Genomic DNA, 20,382 nt, shown 5'->3' on the forward strand with positions numbered 1-20,382 from the left:
AGTCGGAACAATTGTTCCGACTTTTTTGTTGGACGAAAATAAAGAAATGATATTTGTATAAATTTTAACCCTCCGGACTAAAACCCTTCGGACTCTTTCCCTCCGGACTCCGGACTACCTTTATGAAAACCGAACTACACCCTGCCTCCTCCCGCGGAACAGCCGATCACGGCTGGTTGAAGACCGCTTTTAGTTTTAGCTTTGCTGGTTATTATAATCCGGCGCGCATTCATTTTGGTGCGTTGCGCGTGCTGAATGATGATTTTATTGCGGCGGGGATGGGTTTTGGCAAACATCCGCACGATAATATGGAGATAGTAACCATTCCGATGAAAGGCGCGGTGGCGCACGAGGATTCGATGGGAACGAATGGCATTATTAATGCGGGGGATGTGCAGATTATGTCTGCGGGTTCTGGGATTTACCATTCGGAGTTTAATGCGAGTCAAACAGAGGGTTTGGAGCTCTTCCAAATCTGGGTCATGCCCAAATTGAAAAATATCACTCCGCGCTACGATCAGCGCACCTACAATCCAGCGGATTTTAAAGGACAATGGAAGACGGTGGTTTCGCCACTGGGAACAGACATTGATTCTTTGCAAGTAAATCAAGATACGTATTTTAATATCACCGAAATCGCAGAGGGCGAAAGTCTAAGCTATGCGTTGCACGGGGCTCAGCAAGGGGCATTTGTCTTTGTGATTGAAGGCGGAATTGAAGTGGCTGGCGAGAAACTGGGACGCAGGGATGCCATCGGGATTTCCGAAACAGAAACCATTGAAGTAAAGGCTTCAACAGCGGGCACGAAGGCGTTGTTGATTGAGGTACCTATGGTTTGGTAGATTTAACAATAGAGTAATATTCTCTTAATAGGGAGGTTAAAGTGATAGCCTATTTTTGGTAAACCAAATAGGCAAACATGGGCCATCATTCTCAACCCACCTACAAAACGATCGTTATCTCAGACTTGCATTTAGGTAGCAAGGGAGCTAAAGCAGCCGAGGTAAACGAATTCTTACGCGCACATTCGTGCCACCAACTCATTTTAAACGGCGATATCATCGACGGCTGGCAACTGAAAAAAGGAGGCAGCTGGAAGAAGAAGCACACGGCCTTTTTTCGTTGTGTATTAAAGATGATGGACAAGTGGGATACGGAGGTGATTTATTTGCGCGGGAATCACGATGATTTCTTGGAGCAAGTGCTTCCGTTGAAGATTGGAAAGCAGTTTTCGATTCGCCAGGATTATATGTTGAAGAGTTTTGGCAAGAAATACTTCATCACTCACGGCGATATTTTCGACAGTATTACGAGTCAAATGAAGTGGTTAGCCTATTTAGGCGATATCGGCTACACGTTCTTGTTGTGGCTGAATAAATGGTATAATCAATACCGCGCGTGGCAAGGAAAGCCATACTACTCTCTATCACAGGTGATTAAGCAGAAAGTGAAAGCGGCGGTGAACTTCATCTCGGATTTTGAGGAAAAATTAGCGGAGTTAGCAAAGGCCAAAGGCGCAGATGGCATCATTTGTGGCCATATCCACAAGGCTGAAATCAAAATGATCGACGGAATCGCGTACATGAATTCTGGCGACTGGGTTGAATCACTGACGGCCTTAGTAGAAACACATCAAGGGGAATGGCAAATCATCGAATTCCCGAACTACGATTTAAAAGCAGAGTTAAACGAAATTTTAGGCGAGGCAATCGCTGTAAAAGCCGCATAAGATGGGAAAGTTCATATTTACCGTACAAGGCGAGGGTCGCGGACATTTAACGCAAGCGATCTCCTTCACACAAATCGCGCGCGAGGCGGGTCACGAAGTAATCGGATACGCTGTGGGATCTTTTCAGGGACGTAAAATCCCGTCCTTTTTTCTAGATTTTATTGGAGATACGCCGGTGCTGCAATATGAGAGCCCATCGATTATCTTCGGTAACGGCAAATCCGTTCAGCTTTTCAAAACAGCAGCGCAGGCCTTTACGAATTTCAAGACTTTCTGGCGGAGCGCTACACAACTAGAAGAATTCATCGAAGAATTACAGCCAGACGGGATTGTTAACTTCTACGAGTCCATTACAGGTTTATATAAGTTAAAATCGGGATCTAAAATCCCAACAATGTCCGTGGGACATCAATACTTGTTACTAAATAAGAACTTCGAAAGTATTCCAGAGAAGAAGATCGACCGGATGCTTTTAAATATGAATACAATGATTACGTCGATCGGTTCGAAGAAGCTGTTGGGCTTGTCTTTCCGTCCAATTGATAACGACGCGAAGATTGAGGTGGTTCCTCCACTTTTGCGTCAGCAAGTAAAAAGCATTATTCCCAAAGCAGGAGAGCGTTGGTTAGCGTATTTAACGCACTTCCGTTTATCAGAAGATATCATGGCCTGGTCAAATGCGAATCCAGAAGTAAAATTGGATTGCTTTTGGGATAATCCAGCACGTAAAGCGACGTATCACTATTCTGACTCATTGACTTTTCATCCGATTGATGCAGAGAATTATTTGGCCAAAATGACCGAATGCGCTGGCTTAATTTCTACCGCCGGTTTTGAGTCAGTAGCTGAGGCGATGTACCTAGGCAAACCGGCAATGATGGTTCCAGTACCTAATCACATTGAACAAATGATCAACGCCTTCGACGGAGAGATGTCAGGAGCGGGAATAGGTGCCACTTCTTTCGATCTAAGCATTTTCAAGAACTACCTACCCTCTCACGTTTCGGTGAAAGATCAATACCAGGAATGGGTTGGGAAATCCCAAAGCTTAATGGCCGGTCATTTAAGTGATTTAATTGCGCAGCCGGTTTATGTGGCAAACTTTGGCCAAAACCAAGGAACGGGTTTGTCCGGCATGCTGGGCAGACGGAGATTCCGCTGGTCGAGATAAATATAAAAGGCCAGCGAAATCGCTGGCCTCTCTCTATTAGAAGTTAACCTGTGCTTGCAAACGAAGCATATTTCCTGATTGCAAGTTTTCCTGTAATTTGAAATCCTCTGCTCTTCTAGTGGCCATGGTGTACATGGCAACTAACTCAAAGTTTTTGTTTGGTTGCCATTCTATCCCTAGTTCTGTTTCATCCACGCGGTAACTACGTGCATCTAATTCGTGCTTTTTCCCTCCCTCATAATGCTGAACACGTACGAATGGGATTATCACCTGTTTTTTCCAATCTATTTTATAGGATGCGGTAACGTAGCCCCCAGATAATTTTTGATTCTCAATAGCATCAGTTGCTTTGTTAAATTCTGGTCCTGTACCCACATTGTACTCAGCTTGAATTCCAAAGGGCTTAGGGTATAGCACAAAACTCGCAGCATAACGCTCATCTAAATACGCTTTATTAGATGTAGCCTTAACACCAGCACTTAATTGATCTGCTGCCATTACCCACTCACCTGAGTAACCTTGAATACCCGCTTCGATGATTTGATTTTTGATCTGAACCGGATAAGTAAGTCGTGCCACAATATGTGGTGCATCGTTTAATTCAGGCTTGTTCGCAGTTTGGCCATTGTAGGCCCCTAAACCAAAAACACCATAATCTCCTGACCCTTTTAATCCATCTGCTACTAATGAAGAATATAATTTACGAACAGATGCTGGCGCCCAGTAGAAGAATACTCCTAAATCACGTTCGTTAGATACGGCACTATTCAAGGCATCGTTACGGTCTAATGGCAAACGATTTTGAGAGGATTGCATGTTTTCAAAGCCAAAAGGAACCTTGCTTTGTCCTACTCTAAAACGAAATTCATTTTTAGCATCTAAACCTAGATCAAAATAAGCATCCCGAATCTGTCCAAAATGAAGAGAAGTAGAAGAGGCACTACTCGCAAAATCCGGTTGGATGTAGAAATAGACACGCTCACTTACTTGGCCACTAAATATGATTCGAAGACGACGAACAAAAAACCCTCCATTATCACCAATGCTTTTATCGCCTTGTTCTGATTTTAGATTCGGATTTGTTTCAAAAAGTCGGTTGTAGCGAACTTGTGCATACCCGCGAATGGAGAAAGAATCGTACCATTTTTTAGGGGCTGGAGCAGTTTGTGCCTGGGCAGAAATTAGGCAAAGGCAAGCCAAGACTCCTGTTAGGAGAAGATTTTTTTTCATGATATATTGGTGTTTGTAAAAAAGAGGGGGATCCTATTCGAATCCCCCAAGAATGTTTGTTATGCGGCTATCCAGCGGAATAAAACAAATAAGGTAGCAGATAAAATAATCGTTACAGGCAAGGTTAAAACCCAAGCTAAAACAATGCTCTTAACGGTTCCACCTTGTAAGTTTTTGATACCTTTCGAAGCTACCATCGTTCCAGCAATACCTGAAGACAAAACGTGTGTCGTAGAAACTGGCCACTTATAAGCAGTTGCTAAACCAATCGTTAAGGAAGCGATTAATTCTGCTGATGCACCTTGCGCATAGGTTAAGTGATTCTTTCCGATTTTCTCGCCTATCGTTACCACGATACGCTTCCAGCCCACCATTGTTCCTAGACCTAAGGATAAGGCAACCATCCACATCACCCAAGCTGGTGCGAAATCCGTAACTCCAGCAATTCCAGATGAAGAGGAATTTCCATAACTAAAGAATGGAGCCTTGTCACCTTGCGTAGCTTTCTTTAATGCTTTCTTATCTCCAGAAGATAAAGCCACTGATTCGCTTTCTAGTAATTTCTTTGATTGCTTATTGATCGTCAAAGCTGCATTACGAATGTCGAACTTTTGAGTTGTAGTCAATGTCTTAGGTGTTACTCCTGTAGCGATAATCGCGCTCAAAGCAGATGAAGACTTGACTAATTTGTGGTAGCTCTCCCGTTCTTTTTCAGATAAAGGAATGGTATCAATTTTAGCTGTAATAGTTTGCACTGTGGTTAAGCTTTCTTTCACTTGTACTAAGTCAAGGTTTGTATTAACAGCAAAATAGCCTGGTAAGAAAGCAATTAAGATAACCATTACTAGACCGATACCTTTTTGGCCATCATTACGACCATGAAAAAACGAAACTAAAGTACAAGTCGTAATTAAGATCGCCCGAATCCACATGGGTGGGGGTGATTTCTTCTTAGGCTCTTTGAAGATCTCTTTGTTTTTAACTGTTTTCTTTAAGATATACATCAAAATGATAGCCGCGGCAAAACCGAATAGAGGCGACAAAAGCAGTGCTTGACCTATTTCAATTGCTTTGTCCCAGTTAATAGATGAAATTCCTTTGTTTGAAGCTTCTGGCAATAAGGCATGTCCTACTCCGATACCAATAATGGAGCCGATAAGCGTGTGTGAGCTTGAAGCAGGGATACCAAAATACCAAGTTCCCACGTTCCAAAGAATCGCAGAAAGCAATAACGCTAATGCCATGGCCATGGAATGGTATACATCAGCGTCCATGAGGAGTTCGGTGGGCAATAGCCCAATAATACTCATGGTTACTCCTACCCCTCCCGTTAGAAGACCTAAGAAGTTCATGAAACCAGACCAAACTACGGCTTGAGTAGGTTGCAAAGAATGCGTGTAAATAACAGTGGCTACTGCATTTGCTGTATCGTGGAATCCGTTTACGAATTCAAAGGCACAGGCCGCAAAAAGGCAGAAAAACAGTAGAAATACGAGCGTTGGGTCTAATCCGAACATGTTTAAAGGTTTATATTGGTGCTAATTGCAATGCAAAAATAAGGAACCCTATTTAATCCAATGTTAAGGAATTGTTAATTGAATGTTACGTAATTATTAATCACGCCAAAAAGCCAATATTAAATTTTCTGTATTTGATTAAAACTTAATGCATTAAAGTTTCTTTTCCTGAAATCTTTACATAAGTTTGACGACAACTATAATCCCAATAAAATGAGTGAGGATAATAAAAAATTAACCGACCAACTAGTTCAAGCCATTCTTCCAAAGCTGAAAGGTTTAACTGAAAAAAACGCCAAAAAAGTCCTTAATGAGACGGAAAAGTCCATTACTTCGGTGGTCAAAAAATACAGTAAACTGATCGCAGAACAAGAGAAAGAAAAGGCTAAAGCGAAACACAAAGCGGAGAAAGACGCTAAAAAGAAAGCAGAAAAAGCAGCTAAAAAGAAAGAAAAGGAGGCTAAAAAACTAGCGAAAGCAAAATTACTTGCTGCTCTTATTGCAAAAGAGAGCCCAGCTAAACCAAAGGCCCCGGCAACTGCTACAAAGGCTAAGCCTAGAGCACGTACTCCCAAAGCTAAAAAATAAATAAAACAGCGTTTAAAGTTTAAAAGGCAGGATTTTCTGCCTTTTTTCGTTTAGTCTCATTCCGGAAATTCATAATAATTTGATGAATTAGGCTTAACATCTAGTTAATATGTAGATACTATTTTTGATACAAAGGAAGCAGCCTTATTGTACGCATAAGGATGCCTGAAATGCGCTAAAATGATCAAAAATAGAAAATACGATTTAGTTGTAGTTGGCGGAGGAATTATAGGTACTTTTTGTGCCTACCATGCTTTAAAAAAGGGCAAATCCGTTCTTTTATTAGAAAAAGACAGTCAACCACATGAAGCTAGCATACGCAACTTTGGCCAAATTATTCCCTCCGGACAATCGCTAGATACCTGGTTTCAATTAGGGAGAAAATCACTGAAAATTTACAAAGAACTTCAAGAGGAATCCGCTATTTCATTGACCAAAAATGGCTCTTGGTATATCGCGTCAGATGAGCAAGAAATGGCCGTTTTGGAGGAAATGGCTAGTCAATTTCAAGCCCTAGATTACGCTTCCAACGTATTCTCAGCCGAAGCTACGCTGGATAAAAACCCTGCATTAAATAAAGAATATGTAAAAGGTGGATTATTTCTACCCGAAGAGGCATCCATCAACCCCGTGTTATTAGTACATCAGTTGAGAGAATTTTTAATTAAACACCTGGGACTACACTACCATCCCTCTTGTCCTGTCATATCGGTAGAAAAAAAGCGGGGGATCGCGATGATTAGCACCTCTAAAAAACAAACGTTTTGGGGGGACCATGTGATTTTAGCCAATGGACATGACACCCAATTTTTATTACCTGAACATTATCCTACGACAGATTTAAAAATCTGTAAACTACAGATGATGCGTTTAGTCCCACAAAGAATACAATTCAGCGCTAATTTATTGTCAGGCCTTTCTATCAGACGATATGAAAGTTTCAAATCCTGTCCTTCCTATGCTACATTGAAGACCTCTGATGAACAAAAAGTACTTCAATCCAAGGGAATCCACATTTTATTAAAACAAGCAGAAGATGGATCTATTATCCTCGGGGATTCTCACGAATACGTTTCAGCTAGCGATGAGTCACCATTAGGCTTTGAAATTAGTGCTGAAATCAATGAGTTAATATTGAGCGAAGCGAAGAAAATAGTTACACTAGACTCTTGGGAATTAGACTCTAACTGGATTGGACACTACTTAGAGGCTAAACAGGCAGAGGTTTATACCAAAACGATAGACCAAGTCATACATATTGTAAATGGTATAGGCGGAAAAGGCGTTACCACCTCTCCCGGATTTACCTATGAGTACATTCAACAGTTATACTCGATTTAATCTATCCCGTAATCCAACGGAAGAATAAGAATAACAAGGCCGAAAGTATAATGGTTACGGGCAAGGTTAAAACCCAAGCCAATACGATACTTTTCACTGTTCCTCCTTGAAGATTTTTAATACCTCTTTGTGCTACCATTGTTCCCGCGATACCTGAACTTAATACGTGAGTCGTACTAACGGGCCACTTATATGCCGTAGCTAAACCAATCGTAAGAGAGGCAATTAATTCTGCCGAAGCCCCTTGTGCATACGTCAAGTGGTCTTTACCAATTTTCTCCCCAATCGTTACGACGATGCGTTTCCAGCCGATCATAGTCCCAAGACCCAATGACAAAGCTACCATCCACATCACCCAATTAGGGGCAAAATCAGTTACTCCTGCCATACCAGTACTGGAGGAAGCCCCTAAGGTGAAAAATGGCGCCTTAGATCCAGCAGTTGCCTTTTTCCAGGCTGCTTTGTCATTTTCAGATAAGGCAACCGATTCACTTTCAATTAACTTCTTGGAGAATTTATTAATGGTTAAAGCTGCTTTACGAATCGCGAATTTTTGATCTGTCGAAAGCGTAGATGGATTTAGATTTTGAGCTGTAATAACCGATAAATCTGCTGACGACTTCTTTAATTGGGCTAAGCCATCACGTTCTTTTTCAGACAACGGGATGGTATCAATTTTAGCAGATATTGTTTGTACCGTGGCAAGACTAGACTTCACCATTTGCATATCTAAAGTCGTATTGATGGCAAAATAACCTGGCAAGAAAGCGATCAAGATAACCATCACTAAACCGATTCCCTTTTGACCATCATTACGACCATGAAAGAATGAGACTAGAGTACACGTCGCGATTAACAAGGAGCGAATCCACATAGGTGGTGGTGACTTCTTTTTAGGTTCTTTGAAGATCTCTTTATTCGTAATCGTCTTTTTTAAGATGTACATCAAAATAATCGCTAAAGCAAAACCAAACAAAGGAGAAAGCAATAATGCCTGCCCTATTTCAATGACTTTATCCCAATTCAAAGCGGCAATACCTTTGTTCGAATCTTCAGGTAAGAGCGCATGTCCTACTCCGATACCGATAATCGAACCTATCAAGGTATGCGAACTAGAGGCAGGAATGCCTAAATACCAAGTTCCTAGGTTCCATAAAATCGCAGAAATCAACAAAGAAAGAGCCATAGCCATCGAATGGTAGACATTCGTATCCACGAGTAATTCCGTGGGGAGCAGTCCGATAATACTCATCGTCACACCTACGCCACCGGTTAATAGACCTAGGAAGTTCATGAATCCTGACCACACCACAGCTTGGGTAGGGCGCAAGGAATGGGTGTAAATGACTGTGGCAACGGCATTAGCCGTATCATGAAAACCATTCACAAATTCAAATGCACAGGCTGCGATTAAGCAAAAGCAAAGCAGGAAAAACAAAGTAGGATCTAATCCGAACATAGCCAATTGATGGTAAAAATATGATTACTCTAAGGTAAGGGACAATTAAAAAACACGTGTTAAGGAATTGTTAAATCCTTATTTCACTTCACTCTTAAACGAGACACCGATAGCCTTTGCTGCCTTATGAATTAAGTCTTTTTGATAGACCTGTTCTTTCGATTTCACTTCGCCTAAAGCAGAAACATTCGCCCCTATCATTGCATACCAAATCTGGTAGCAATCCTTTACACTATCGCCGTGGGATGTCCATTGCGTTTTAATCGCATCTCCGCGACCGTGGTCTGTCGTGATCAATAAGGTTGTTTTCCCCTTGTAATCTGGATCTGAGTTCACAAAATCCCAAATCTCCCCTACCCAAGCATCAAACTGGTGTGCGGCATCCAGGTAGTGATTATAAGCTCCCTCGTGTGCAAACTCATCTGTTTCACCATAAGAAATATAGAGTGCTTTAGGCTTGTTCTTTTTCAAATAATGCATCGCCTTGAAATGCGTAAATGCGTCTAGCGATTCTGCCATACCAAAAGGCTTAAACGATTCTTTTAACATCTTAGCCAACATCGTCATCTCTGGATCTTTCTCTAATTCAGGATACGAATCGAACGCATTCACCACAGGAAAACCAGCTCTTTTCTCATTTAAAATACGATCAAAAGCATCCCAAGCTCCGAATGCGGCTACCTTTCCTTTATAAGCTGGTAAGGAGTTCAAGTATTCAAAAAAGTTCGTATTCGGATTAGGTTTGTAGTCATTTGAATTCACCAAAGTATCCACCTGACCCGTTAAAATCTCACTATATCCAGGATATGAAAACCAATAGGGATTCGCATTGTCTACTTGGCTTCCAGCAGCTCTATTGCCGTGAATTTGGCCTGAAGCAGCTAATTTGCTCCAGAAAAAAGGCATTAGTTTTGTGCGTCTTTCTGCCAAAGTAGGTGCATAATATTGCTGAATTAAACGAGCAGAGTCTCCATGGTGAAAACGCTTCATTTTGACAATCGAAGTATCGATACCGTTGAATAATTCTTGCCAACGATAGCCGTCTGTCGTGATGACAATGACACGCGCATCAGAATTGGCTTGTTGGGCAAAAATGCAGGGAGAGCAAAGAAGGAAAAAAAGGACTAGTCGTTTCATCGTTTGGTTTAAAAGGCAAGGCTAAGTTAGACAAATAATTAGAATTTCATTCTTATACCATTTAAACAAGAAATGCCGAGGAGAATCCCCTCGGCATTTTCTGTATTACACCAATATATTATCTTATTGACCTTTTACTGGGAAACGAGTCCAACCTGTAGTCCAGCTTGGTTTTTCCAATTTCAAGATCTCTGCATCAGACGATTCAATTTCTGAGTTTCCATCTGCTAAAGCCTTAGTTTTTACATCAGCAGAGCTAATAACAGATGACTTACTGATGAAATTTAATGCCGTATTAGGCGTATAGGTGCCAATCTTGTTGTTCTTGAAAGTAGAAACTCCATCCTTATAGGCTTGTGCTGTTTCGTTACTTTCTAAACTGAAACCACCTTTCATATATCCAATGAATGTTGAATTGCTTACTTCGAATTGAGTAGCACGTCTCCAACGCATAGCTAAGTTATGGTTAGAAAGAGCCGCTGCATTATTTGGCCCAATTAACGTCATATTGTCTAAAACTGGACGTGTGAATGGAGTAGCGACAGAACCTGTTCCATCATTATCACATTCAATTCCGTTACCTGCATCTCCTGTATCTACAAACGCTGGATCGCGTCTTGATATAGAGAAAGATACTTTGCCAGTATAACCAAAGTCAAAGTCAAAATCATCATCCGCTGTTGCGTAAGCATATAAATATTTTGGAGAAACCGTTCCTCCGAAGAATTCAAATGCATCATCATTTGCATAGATCGTCTGCACGTTCTCGATGATCGTCTTGCTACCCACAGCTCCGAAAGTCAAGGCGTTGATTTCAGAGTTAGGCAATGCTGCGATACCTGCGTATTCAATACGTACATATTTCATCACGCCGCTGTTATCTTCATTATCTGTTCCACCATACGCACGACCAATACCACCCTCGATTGTAGGCTCAGATGTACGGTTCGTCTTAGCTCTTCCTAAGATGACGATTCCACCCCAATCTCCTGGAGCACGCTCGCCAGCTGCCTTACCTGAGGTAAAGACGATAGGCTTAGCAGCCGTTCCTTCAGCTTGAATTTTTGCACCTCTTTCGATACATAAAGCCCCTTTTTCTGAGATATCACTTTTGATAACAGTACCCGGTTGAATAATAAGGGTCGCTCCATCGGTTACATAAACGTATCCTTTTAATGTCCATTCCTTATCCGCAGTTAAGGTCGTAGTTGCCGTAATGTTTCCACTTAAAGTCGTAGTAGAGGGTACGTTAATAGGTGCTACATCGCCACCTAAATCCTTTGAACAGCCAAATGTTGCTAAAGCTGCTACGATAACTAGTAATTTTTTCATGTTAGAAATTGTAATTAACGGTGAGTGAAACGGATGTTTCGTTGTTTGTTTTAATTAAATCACGTGAAGGCTTTTGGTAGAAAGTAGTAGGCTGAGCTAGGATGTCGCTCACCGCCAATTTAATTTCTCCTTTATTGAATTTTCGTAAGAAAACGATATCAATAACGTCTCTTGAATTTTCAAAAATGTCTGGATAACCCTGGAAACCTACAGAGGCGATGCGATCGCCTACTCGGTTATAGGTTAGGTTTATTGTGTTATTTCCTTTGTGGAAGTTCAAACCTCCATTCAATGCATAATTAGATTGGCCTTGAAGCTGGCGTTTTACCCCTTGAACTTCTACCTCCGATTGAATCAACGCCATGTTAGAGTATAAATCTAACCAAGAGTTAATCGCTTTTCTAAATTCCATTTCCAAGCCATAGACTAGCGCCGATGGTGGATTCGTATACGTTAAAGCTAGATTAGAAGGAACAGAACCATCTGCTACAATTTGCTCGATAGGCTTAATGAATTTCTTACCAAAAACACCCACTGAGAAGATTTCGCCTGCTTTTGGATATAATTCCCACTTAAAATCAATGTTGTAGATATCTGACTTTTCTAAATCTTTATTACCCAATAACTGCGCATTACGAACAAAGTCATAGTATGCAAAATTAGCTACCTCACGGAACTCTGGTCTCGCTAAGGTTTTGCTAAGCGATGTTCTCCATTTTGTTTTTTCTGTAGCAGAGTAAGTTAAGTTTAAGGATGGCAAAAGATCTAAGTATTCTCTTTCCACATTCACTTTTTGACCACTAAAGTCAGCCGTTGCGATATTAAAGAGGTTATACTCTGTACGAAGACCCGTATTCAACTTGAATAATCCCATCTCTTTTTCATACATCACAAATCCATTCGCTAAGTCGAAATCAGCCGTATAACGATCCGTATTATTCGTCACCTCACCTAACATATCAATGGTTTCGTAACGGAATACACGCGCTTTGAAGTTTCTGTATTTCTTTAAGTAACCTGCACCTACTTTGAAATCCCCTAACGATTTATTAATCGCTGCATTTCCCGCATTTTCATCCATTACACTCCAGAAACGGTAAGTATCTCTCCAAGCAGTCAAGTAAGGATTGCCTGAATTCAAATAGGAAGCAGTAGGATTAACTCGGTAATCAGGTTGATCACGAAGCATTAAATTGTATCCGATGTTAAAATCCCAAGTCTTGATTTTGGCATCAAACTGCGTATTAACCACCATTTTACGGATGGCATTAGATGAATTACTGTAGATGTTCTGTACGTTATCGTAATTTTCACCCGTTCTATTCAAGAAATAATCTTCTGTTTGGTAGTTAGCTAGAGTCTTCCAGCTGTAACGGTTTTGGCCCAAATAAACCACATTCAATAAGCCACTTAGGGACTTCGTTTGCGAGAAATTGATATCCTTGTATTTGTAAGCTAAGTCAGTGGAAGATAAGTAATCAATACGCTCTGTCGTAGAGGATGAAAACGTGTTTCTCGCTGTAGAACTAAATAATACGTTCCAATTATTTCTTTTTACACCAAAAGCCACACTTCCATTGAAGTTAGGAAGGCTAGAAGACTCGGTAATACCAGGAGTCGCAATCAACTTCGTATATGCTCGCTTATCACCATTTCCACTAATTCTGAAAGCGTTTGTCGAAGGGAAAGTAGAAGGGAATTCAATAGATTCTATTAATTTAAAATCCTTGAAAGTAGAAAGAGAGCCATAGCTTACTCCTAGAGAAGCAGAGGCAAAATCACCTGAAACCTCTTTTGTAGTAATTTGAACTAATCCACCTGCAAAATCACCTGGTAAGTTTGCTGCTGCTCCTTTATTAATGATTATGTTATCAATTAAAGAAGTAGGGATAATGTCGAATGAGAAGGCACGACGATCTGGCTCTGTGGAAGGCAATTGCGTCTTATTTAATAAAGCAGAGTTATAACGATCCGCTAAACCACGTACTAATACGAATTTGTCATTTTGGATGGTTACACCACTCACACGCTTCAAGGCATCACTCACGTTTCTATCTGGTGTTTTCTTAATCGACTCGATGGAAAGACCATCCGCCACGATGAAACTAGATTTTAAGGTATTGATTAGGGCAGTAGCTGTTTCTTTTTTGGCAACGGTCTTAACCACTACATCCGCTAATAACTTACTGTCTTCTTCTAATTCTATTGTAACGACAACAGGTTCTGATCCAACCTTAAAAGCTGGATTGCTGTATTCCTTAAAACCTACATAACTAGAACTTAATGAATAGGTTCCTGGAGCCACGTTAGCAAAGGTAAACTTGCCATCGATATCTGTAGATGCTCCTTGATTTTTACCTGTTGATGGGTTTTTTAACCAAACGGTTACGCCTACTAATGTTTCTTTAGAAGACTTTACAACTCCGGAAACTTGAACTTGCGCAAAAGAGAAAAGTGGCAATAATAATAGGATGAATTGGTGCTTAAGTGAATTCATGATAGAATTGGTGTGAAATAATAGTTGACGTGATTTAATCATGCAACAAAATTAGATTTCACCCAATCCGAATTGGTTAAGCCATTGTTAGGCTTTTGTTATCTACTTGTTAAATAGAAGCTATTTTCTTAATAATTCGATAACATTGAGATTTTTCAACTAAAATTTCACTTTTCTACACTTTTTTATTGCATAATTTCAAGTTTTTGCATTTTTTATAGAAGAACTTTCTTAGAAAAGTGAAAATTTACGCGGATTTAATTTGGAGGTAATGTGAAAGGACTAGTTTTGGGTCAACAAACGGAAATCATTCCGCCTAAGTTTTAAAATCAAGCATTATGAAAAAGTACACATTTGCTGCCTTGTTTTTCGCAGCCAGCCTGTTTGTCGTTTCTGCCGCTAATGGAGCAGAATTAACTCTTCCCGTGAACATTGAATCTGTAGGTAAATTGAAATATAGGGTGTCTGCCAAAGCAGGAGCCACAGTCGTTATCTACGATGGAGAAAATAACGAGATTCACAAGGAAGGAATAGCATCGCAAAAATTGTTCAATTTGGCGGGATTATCTGATGGAAACTACCGAATGGTAGTCTTAGATGACCACAAAAACGTGTTGACTTCTAAGTCGTTTACGATCAAAACGGAAGTGAAGCGCGATATCGTCGCTATGAACTAATTTACCCAACATCAACAAATTATAGTGAAAGATTAAGGGGTAAAAAGGCGGACCAGTGGTTCGCCTTTTTCTTTTCAGCTGAGTTCTTTACTCTTGATTTTATGCAATAAAAACACGGCCACCAGAATCGGAAGCGAGAAAATCAGGAACCGACCTGCCACAGACATACCACTATCAGTGAGTAGACCAAAGACGGTGGGTCCCAGTATCGCCCCAAAACGCCCCGCTCCCATCGCTAATCCCACACCTGTCGAGCGGATCTCTGCTGGATAAATACGGGTTGCGGCCGGATAGAAACTATTGAATCCCCCTTGCACTAAAAAGCCGATGAAGAAGACTAGTATCAGATTTATCACATAATCTAACTTCACATTTCCATAGAAATTCATCAAGATAAAAGCGACGATGAAGAAGAGCGTCATCGTTTTCTTGATGCCTATTTTACTAATCGTTAATCCCATCACAAATACGCCAGTAAAGGCCCCAAAATTCAAGGTCATCCCCACGTAGGTGGCGAGCTCGAAGGGCATGCCGGATTGTTTAGCGAGAGTAGGTACCCAGCTGATCAAAGTATACAAAGTTAAAAATCCGAAGAAAATGGCCGCCCAAAGTAAGATTGTGGAGGTTCTGTATTCTGGGGTAAAGAGTTCATAAATCTTCGTTTTACTGTGTTTTGATTCCGGCACGAATCCCGGGGATTCTGGCAAAAAGAAATAAACCAGTAATAATAACGCAAACGAGAAAGCACTCGCAATCAAAAAGGTCGCGCGCCAGCCTAACAGGGGAAACACCCAAGCCACCATAAAACCTGTTAAAATCGCTCCCAAAGGCCAACCTCCTTGCACGATTCCCACATTGAAATCGCGGGTTTTATCGGTGGAAAACTCGGAGGCAACCGTGGCTAGATTAGGGAGGATTCCTCCAATGCCTAGACCAGTGATGAATCTAAAAATCAGCAATGCATTTAATGATGGAGCAAAATAAACGAGTAACATGCCCACACTGATCAGAAACAAAGATCCTAAAAAGACTTTGCGTCTACCCCATTGATCACCCAGTGGTGCTAAAACGAAACAGCCCGCCGTCATGCCCGCTAATCCAGCCGAAAAAACGTAACCTAATTCTGCGTTATTTAATCCCCACTCTTTCATGATGTGCTCACCTGCAAAGGAAACAAGCAAAACATCGATTCCGTCGTTGAAATTGAGCAAAAAGCAAAGGGAGACTACGCCTATTTGGAGCCAAGACATCGAGTTTTTCATACGATTTGAACGACTATTTTTCCCGGATGTCCATCTGTGGCAGCTTGTAAACCGGCTTGAACTTCCGCTAAAGGAATGTATTTTGAAATGATTTTATGGGGTTGAATTTTTCCGTCTTCGATGAGCTTGATAACCGCCTGAAAATCTTCGGGATGATCGTAAATCAAAGATCCTTGGATCGAAATACCGCGGCGAACTAAATCCAAGGGGGTAAAGCTAGCCTGCTTTTCAGATAAGCCTAGTAGAATCACATTGGCACCGCGCGGAGCATCAGCAATAAGCTGTGTAGTAGCAGCCGCAGAACCGGTGCATTCGAAAATCACGCGGATGTCTTGGGATTTCCAATCATCTTTTAGTGCCCCGAATTCATACGCTTTCTCCTGCAAAACAGGATTCAAATCAGTCGCATAAACTTTCAAGCCATGTTCCACCGCAAGGTGCGTAATTAACATTCCGATGGCTCCGAGGCCTAGGACGTAGATGGCATCGCCTTTGGTTAGTGATGCCTTTTTTAATGCGTTGTAAGCAACAGCCGTGGGTTCGATGGTAACGGCATCCTGTGCGGAAATGGAATCCGGGAGTTTATGGGCGAAATCAGCCGGAATCAGCACGTATTCCGCGAAACAACCAGGGGCGTTAAGGCCTATGGTGCGTTTATTCGGACAAACCGTGGCTTGGCCGCGTGCGCAATAGGTACAATTTCCGCACGGGGCATTCGGATCTACGACCACTCTTTCTCCTAGTTCGCGATTCACGCCCTCACCTAGCGCGTCGATGTAGCCCCAGCCCTCATGACCGATGATGGTGGGTTCAGGCAGCGGACGATGGCCCCCAAAATAATGCACATCCGATCCGCAAATGCCCACTTCCTGCAAGCGAATACGCAGCTGGCCTGGACCGGGGTTTGGGATAGGGTGATCGCCTAGCTCGATTTGCAAGGGTTTTACGAGAACGGCCGCTTTCATTAGAGGATCTGATTGAATTCGATGATCTCGCCGTTCGGGCCTTTGACATTAAAGAAACGCGTACCATTTTTCCAAAAAGCTAAAAACGTAGGTTCCTTTTCTACAATCTCAAAACCGGCTTGCTTTAAGGCTTCAAACGCGTAATCAACATCTTCCACATCTATTGCGAAATGGTCGATGTGACCGACTTTGCGCTGTTTGATTTCGGCTAATTGCTTTTCCGGCATTTGGTATAACTCCACGATGACCTCGTGATTTTTCATCATCACGCAAGTCCCAAAACCACCGTCAAACTCAAAGGGCGATTCCATCACATTCTCGAAACCAAGGCGTTCGTAAAAGGGAATGGAAATTTCCATGTTATGCACAGGAATCCCGATGTGTTGGATTTTATGGATAAAGTTGATTTTCATAGCTTTTGGTATTTGTTGCAAAATACTAAATTTTGAAAACTTAACACTGTTAATTAACTTTACGGTGTAATTTTACAACAATGGGAATAGTCGCGAGAAAAGAAAAACAAAAACAGGAGATTCGATCCTTAATTCTAGAGGAATCGATGAAATTGTTCGTGGAAGAGGGCTTCAGCAAAGTGTCCGTCCGAAAGATTGCTGAACGCATACAATATAGCCCTACGACGCTATATCTGTATTTTAAGGATAAAAACGAGATCTTGTTTTATTGCTGCGAGTCAGGATTTAAGAAGATGTTGGAGCAGAATATCGCTTTAGGGCTGATCAGCGATCCTATCGAACGCTTGCACCAGATGGGCGTGAATTACCTGAATTTTGGCCTAGAATATCCAGAATATTATGATTTGATGTTCATTCAGGAGGCCCCCATGTCCGCATTAATCGATATGGGCGCAGGCTGGTCGAGTGGCGATCAGGCGCTAGAGGCCTTGAAAATGATCGTGCAAGATGCGATGGACAAAGGATTAATTGTCCCTGCCAAAGTGGAAACGGTGGCGATGGCGGTTTGGAGTATGGTGCACGGCCTAGTTTCCCTCGCGATTCGCCAACGATTGGACAAATTAGTTCCAGCGGAAGACGTGGAAAAGACGATGCATGAGTCGCTGGATTGGTTATTGAAAACGATGAAAAAAGCCTAATATGAGATATTTATTACTCCTTTTTGCATTGCCGTTATACGGCCAAAAGTCCGTCCTCGACGAATACGTCGCGACGGCCTTTCAACAAAACATCACGCTACAACAAAAAACCATCCAGGTAGAAAAGGCGATGATTGCTTTGAAAACGGCACAAAGCCTCTACCAACCTAGCGTTGCTTTCCAAGGCGGTTACCAAAGTGGTGAGGGTGGTCGTAGCATCGCTTTCCCGGTGGGTGATTTATTAAATCCGGTCTATTCGACGCTGAATGCGCTGACAAAAAGTACTGCTTTCCCTCAGATTTCAAACGTGGAGACGAATTTCTTCCCCCGCGACTTCTACGATGTAAAGGTGCAAACGACGATGCCGCTTTACAATAAGGATATCAGCTACAACAAGCAAATTCAAGAGCAAACGCTCAGCCTGCAACGCGAAGATGTTTCACTTTACAAACGTGAATTAGTCAAGCAAATCAAGACGGCCTACTATAACTATTTGCTCAGTTTAGGTTTAGTAAAAGTCTATGAAAATAGCCTCAATCTAGCATTAGAGGGCAAAAAGGTAAACGAAAAGCTGTTAGCAAACGGCAAAGGATTACCCGCCTATTTATTGCGTTCAGACAGTGAAATCGCCACCATCCAAGCACAAATCGCGGATGCAGTGAAGCAAGAACAGGCGGCTCAATACTATTTCAATTTCTTGTTGAACCGAGAATTACGCGCTGAAATACGCATTGATTTCGAGGTTGAGAAAGCGGTGGCAGGTGTTTACTCGGTGGTGCCCGGCGTTCGTGAGGAATTATCGCTTCTTTCGAAATCAATCAACATTCAGGAGACCGTTTTGAAAATGAACGAGTCCTTTTACCTACCTAAGTTAAATGGTTTTGTGAATCTAGGATCTCAGTCAACGTTAAATAACATTAGCTCAAAGAGTGGCTATTATTTCTTTGGCCTACAAATGGACATTCCGATCTTCTCCGGGAAACGTAACTTGTACAAGGTGAAACAGACGCAATTAGATATCGCCTCCGCGAAAAATGCGTTGGATCTGAGTACGAAACAGTTTAATATGGCGACCGAAATCGCTCAGAAGAACGTACAATCTTCGATCGTTAGCTTTCAGGCCTCCACGAAATCCTACGAGGCGGCCGCCGCTTATTTACGCCTCATCGAAAAGGGCTATAAAGAGGGCGTGAGCACGTATTTAGAAACAGTGGACGCCAGAAATCAATGGATGAACGCCCAAATCAACTACCAATTAAAACAATTCAACGTATTAATCGCCGCTGCCGCTTACGAGCGCGAAGCCGCTAGCTACCCACTCTAATGAAAAAGATCTGCCTACTTATTTCCCTTATCACGGTATTTTCCGCTTGCTCTTCGAAGAAGAAAGAAGTGGCTGTGGTGACCAACGATGTCATTCCAGTTTCCGTGATTTCCTTGCAACAAGAATCTATCACCCGCCCCATCCAGGCTTCTGGCGTCTTCACGACGGAAGATGAGACCTATTTAGGTTTCAAAATAGGCGGCGTGATTCAGCACGTGTTTGTCAAAGAAGGCGATGCTGTAAAAGCGGGTCAACTAATCGCCAGCCTAAACCTGACCGAAATCAAGGCGCAGGTGCAGCAAGCCCAAATCATGCTCGAAAAAGCGCAACGCGATCACGCGAGAGCGAAGAACTTGTACCGCGATAGCGTGGCGACTTTGGAGCAATTCCAAAATGCCAAAACGGGCCTCGAAATCGCACAACAAGCCTATAATGCGGGTGCATTTAACCAAAGCTATGCCGAAATCAGAGCCGTAAAATCGGGTTTTGTTTTGAAGAAATTAGCTAACGATGGCCAAGTCGTGGGACCCGGAACGCCGGTCGTTTTATTGAATGGCGCGAACAAGGGTAATTGGGTGTTGAAAGTGGGTTTGAGCGATCGTGATTGGGCTGCGACGCAGGCGGGAGATCCGGCGGAGATTACGCTGGATGCGGCTGACGGGAAGACTTTTAACGCGTCTGTTTTAGCCAAATCCGAGGGAGTAGATCCGGTGACGGGGACACTTTGGGTGAGTTTGCGCATCAGTGGTGCGCCGACAGCGCAGCTGGCGGCGGGGCTTTTTGGGAAAGCGAAAATTCGTCCACGGAAGCAGATTAAATCCTGGGTGATTCCATACGATGCGATTCTGGATGGAAACGCGACAGAGGGTTATGTGTTCATCACAAAAGACGGGAAAACCGCGGAGAAAGTGAAGATCCAGATCGCGAGTATTGATCACGGAAAGGTATTTGTTTCTGGTGGTTTGGAAGACGCAACATCACTCATCACCAGCGGAAATGCCTATTTAGACGCAGGTTCAGCCATTAAAATCGTCCGTTAATT

Annotated in this window: 18 protein-coding genes; 9 read left to right on the forward strand and 9 right to left on the reverse strand. The window is 42.1% G+C overall.

What is annotated here, in order from left to right; translation table 11 throughout:
- Window positions 1–122 precede the first annotated feature (122 nt).
- The 3 genes from SKC37_RS06130 (at window position 123) to SKC37_RS06140 (ending at window position 2,900) form a co-directional block, all read left to right on the forward strand.
- Window positions 123–842: a pirin family protein gene (locus SKC37_RS06130; protein ID WP_377980629.1), complete on the forward strand. Its 720-nt coding sequence runs from the start codon at window positions 123–125 to the stop codon at window positions 840–842.
- A gap of 77 nt (window positions 843–919) precedes the next feature.
- A complete protein-coding gene (locus tag SKC37_RS06135) occupies window positions 920–1,729 on the forward strand; it encodes a UDP-2,3-diacylglucosamine diphosphatase (RefSeq protein ID WP_377980630.1) in 810 nt (269 codons plus the stop codon).
- A gap of 1 nt (window position 1,730) precedes the next feature.
- Window positions 1,731–2,900, forward strand: coding sequence for a glycosyltransferase family protein (locus SKC37_RS06140; RefSeq protein WP_377980631.1), 1,170 nt, complete (start codon window positions 1,731–1,733; stop codon window positions 2,898–2,900).
- 36 nt (window positions 2,901–2,936) lie between these two features.
- Here SKC37_RS06140 and SKC37_RS06145 read toward each other — a convergent pair whose 3' ends face one another.
- Window positions 2,937–4,130, reverse strand: coding sequence for a porin (locus tag SKC37_RS06145; protein WP_377980632.1), 1,194 nt, complete (start codon window positions 4,128–4,130; stop codon window positions 2,937–2,939).
- 59 nt (window positions 4,131–4,189) lie between these two features.
- Complete coding sequence (locus tag SKC37_RS06150; protein WP_377980633.1) at window positions 4,190–5,647, reverse strand: inorganic phosphate transporter; 1,458 nt, start codon at window positions 5,645–5,647, stop codon at window positions 4,190–4,192.
- A gap of 213 nt (window positions 5,648–5,860) precedes the next feature.
- Between SKC37_RS06150 and SKC37_RS06155 the strand changes: the two genes are divergently transcribed.
- Together SKC37_RS06155 and SKC37_RS06160 are read left to right on the forward strand one after the other, a co-directional pair.
- Entirely contained in the window at window positions 5,861–6,235 is a 375-nt protein-coding gene (locus SKC37_RS06155) for a hypothetical protein (RefSeq protein ID WP_377980634.1), read from the forward strand.
- Window positions 6,236–6,415: 180 nt separating this feature from the next.
- Complete coding sequence (locus SKC37_RS06160; RefSeq protein ID WP_377980635.1) at window positions 6,416–7,576, forward strand: TIGR03364 family FAD-dependent oxidoreductase; 1,161 nt, start codon at window positions 6,416–6,418, stop codon at window positions 7,574–7,576.
- Between the two features lies 1 nt (window position 7,577).
- On the opposite strand, the gene SKC37_RS06165 is transcribed toward SKC37_RS06160, so the two are convergent.
- From SKC37_RS06165 to SKC37_RS06180, 4 genes are all read right to left on the reverse strand, one after another.
- Window positions 7,578–9,035 carry an inorganic phosphate transporter gene (locus tag SKC37_RS06165; protein WP_377980636.1) on the reverse strand — a complete coding sequence of 486 codons (1,458 nt, stop codon included), beginning with the start codon at window positions 9,033–9,035 and terminating at the stop codon, window positions 7,578–7,580.
- Window positions 9,036–9,113: 78 nt separating this feature from the next.
- Entirely contained in the window at window positions 9,114–10,172 is a 1,059-nt protein-coding gene (locus SKC37_RS06170) for a phosphoglyceromutase (protein ID WP_377980637.1), read from the reverse strand.
- A gap of 123 nt (window positions 10,173–10,295) precedes the next feature.
- On the reverse strand, window positions 10,296–11,504 hold the full coding sequence (locus SKC37_RS06175) for a T9SS C-terminal target domain-containing protein (RefSeq protein ID WP_377980638.1): 1,209 nt from the start codon (window positions 11,502–11,504) through the stop codon (window positions 10,296–10,298).
- Window position 11,505: 1 nt separating this feature from the next.
- Complete coding sequence (locus tag SKC37_RS06180; RefSeq protein ID WP_377980639.1) at window positions 11,506–14,043, reverse strand: TonB-dependent receptor; 2,538 nt, start codon at window positions 14,041–14,043, stop codon at window positions 11,506–11,508.
- A 296-nt stretch (window positions 14,044–14,339) separates the two neighbouring features.
- On the opposite strand from SKC37_RS06180, the gene SKC37_RS06185 reads away from it, so the two are divergent.
- On the forward strand, window positions 14,340–14,678 hold the full coding sequence (locus SKC37_RS06185; RefSeq protein WP_377980640.1) for a hypothetical protein: 339 nt from the start codon (window positions 14,340–14,342) through the stop codon (window positions 14,676–14,678).
- A 74-nt stretch (window positions 14,679–14,752) separates the two neighbouring features.
- On the opposite strand, the gene SKC37_RS06190 is transcribed toward SKC37_RS06185, so the two are convergent.
- The 3 genes from SKC37_RS06190 to SKC37_RS06200 are packed head-to-tail and all read right to left on the reverse strand — an operon-like array spanning window position 14,753 to window position 17,318.
- Entirely contained in the window at window positions 14,753–15,940 is a 1,188-nt protein-coding gene (locus SKC37_RS06190) for an MFS transporter (RefSeq protein ID WP_377980641.1), read from the reverse strand.
- On the reverse strand, window positions 15,937–16,905 hold the full coding sequence (locus SKC37_RS06195; protein ID WP_377980642.1) for a zinc-dependent alcohol dehydrogenase: 969 nt from the start codon (window positions 16,903–16,905) through the stop codon (window positions 15,937–15,939). The genes SKC37_RS06190 and SKC37_RS06195 overlap by 4 nt, the downstream gene beginning before the upstream one ends.
- A complete protein-coding gene (locus tag SKC37_RS06200; protein ID WP_377980643.1) occupies window positions 16,905–17,318 on the reverse strand; it encodes a VOC family protein in 414 nt (137 codons plus the stop codon). Before SKC37_RS06200 ends, SKC37_RS06195 begins: the two co-directional genes overlap by 1 nt.
- Before the next feature lie 80 nt (window positions 17,319–17,398).
- On the opposite strand from SKC37_RS06200, the gene SKC37_RS06205 reads away from it, so the two are divergent.
- From SKC37_RS06205 to SKC37_RS06215, 3 genes are read left to right on the forward strand one after another with little or no spacing between them, the layout of a single operon-like run.
- A complete protein-coding gene (locus SKC37_RS06205) occupies window positions 17,399–18,016 on the forward strand; it encodes a TetR/AcrR family transcriptional regulator (RefSeq protein WP_377980644.1) in 618 nt (205 codons plus the stop codon).
- Between the two features lies 1 nt (window position 18,017).
- The gene (locus tag SKC37_RS06210) at window positions 18,018–19,340 is read left to right on the forward strand and encodes a TolC family protein (RefSeq protein ID WP_377980645.1); all 1,323 of its coding nucleotides are present in this window, start codon (window positions 18,018–18,020) and stop codon (window positions 19,338–19,340) included.
- On the forward strand, window positions 19,340–20,380 hold the full coding sequence (locus tag SKC37_RS06215; RefSeq protein ID WP_377980646.1) for an efflux RND transporter periplasmic adaptor subunit: 1,041 nt from the start codon (window positions 19,340–19,342) through the stop codon (window positions 20,378–20,380). Before SKC37_RS06210 ends, SKC37_RS06215 begins: the two co-directional genes overlap by 1 nt.
- The last annotated feature ends 2 nt before the right edge of the window (window positions 20,381–20,382 follow it).

The sequence above is a fragment of the Aquirufa esocilacus genome (genome assembly GCF_042715595.1).
Taxonomy (GTDB): Bacteria; Bacteroidota; Bacteroidia; order Cytophagales; family Spirosomataceae; genus Aquirufa; species Aquirufa esocilacus.

Bases quoted from the DNA above. Each gene is read 5' to 3' on its own strand.
- SKC37_RS06130 (WP_377980629.1), top strand. From the start codon at position 123: ATGAAAACCGAACTACACCCTGCCTCCTCCCGCGGAACAGCCGATCAC.
- SKC37_RS06135 (WP_377980630.1), top strand. From the start codon at position 920: ATGGGCCATCATTCTCAACCCACCTACAAAACGATCGTTATCTCAGAC.
- SKC37_RS06140 (WP_377980631.1), top strand. From the start codon at position 1,731: ATGGGAAAGTTCATATTTACCGTACAAGGCGAGGGTCGCGGACATTTA.
- SKC37_RS06145 (WP_377980632.1), bottom strand. From the start codon at position 4,130: ATGAAAAAAAATCTTCTCCTAACAGGAGTCTTGGCTTGCCTTTGCCTA.
- SKC37_RS06150 (WP_377980633.1), bottom strand. From the start codon at position 5,647: ATGTTCGGATTAGACCCAACGCTCGTATTTCTACTGTTTTTCTGCCTT.
- SKC37_RS06155 (WP_377980634.1), top strand. From the start codon at position 5,861: ATGAGTGAGGATAATAAAAAATTAACCGACCAACTAGTTCAAGCCATT.
- SKC37_RS06160 (WP_377980635.1), top strand. From the start codon at position 6,416: ATGATCAAAAATAGAAAATACGATTTAGTTGTAGTTGGCGGAGGAATT.
- SKC37_RS06165 (WP_377980636.1), bottom strand. From the start codon at position 9,035: ATGTTCGGATTAGATCCTACTTTGTTTTTCCTGCTTTGCTTTTGCTTA.
- SKC37_RS06170 (WP_377980637.1), bottom strand. From the start codon at position 10,172: ATGAAACGACTAGTCCTTTTTTTCCTTCTTTGCTCTCCCTGCATTTTT.
- SKC37_RS06175 (WP_377980638.1), bottom strand. From the start codon at position 11,504: ATGAAAAAATTACTAGTTATCGTAGCAGCTTTAGCAACATTTGGCTGT.
- SKC37_RS06180 (WP_377980639.1), bottom strand. From the start codon at position 14,043: ATGATTAAATCACGTCAACTATTATTTCACACCAATTCTATCATGAAT.
- SKC37_RS06185 (WP_377980640.1), top strand. From the start codon at position 14,340: ATGAAAAAGTACACATTTGCTGCCTTGTTTTTCGCAGCCAGCCTGTTT.
- SKC37_RS06190 (WP_377980641.1), bottom strand. From the start codon at position 15,940: ATGAAAAACTCGATGTCTTGGCTCCAAATAGGCGTAGTCTCCCTTTGC.
- SKC37_RS06195 (WP_377980642.1), bottom strand. From the start codon at position 16,905: ATGAAAGCGGCCGTTCTCGTAAAACCCTTGCAAATCGAGCTAGGCGAT.
- SKC37_RS06200 (WP_377980643.1), bottom strand. From the start codon at position 17,318: ATGAAAATCAACTTTATCCATAAAATCCAACACATCGGGATTCCTGTG.
- SKC37_RS06205 (WP_377980644.1), top strand. From the start codon at position 17,399: ATGGGAATAGTCGCGAGAAAAGAAAAACAAAAACAGGAGATTCGATCC.
- SKC37_RS06210 (WP_377980645.1), top strand. From the start codon at position 18,018: ATGAGATATTTATTACTCCTTTTTGCATTGCCGTTATACGGCCAAAAG.
- SKC37_RS06215 (WP_377980646.1), top strand. From the start codon at position 19,340: ATGAAAAAGATCTGCCTACTTATTTCCCTTATCACGGTATTTTCCGCT.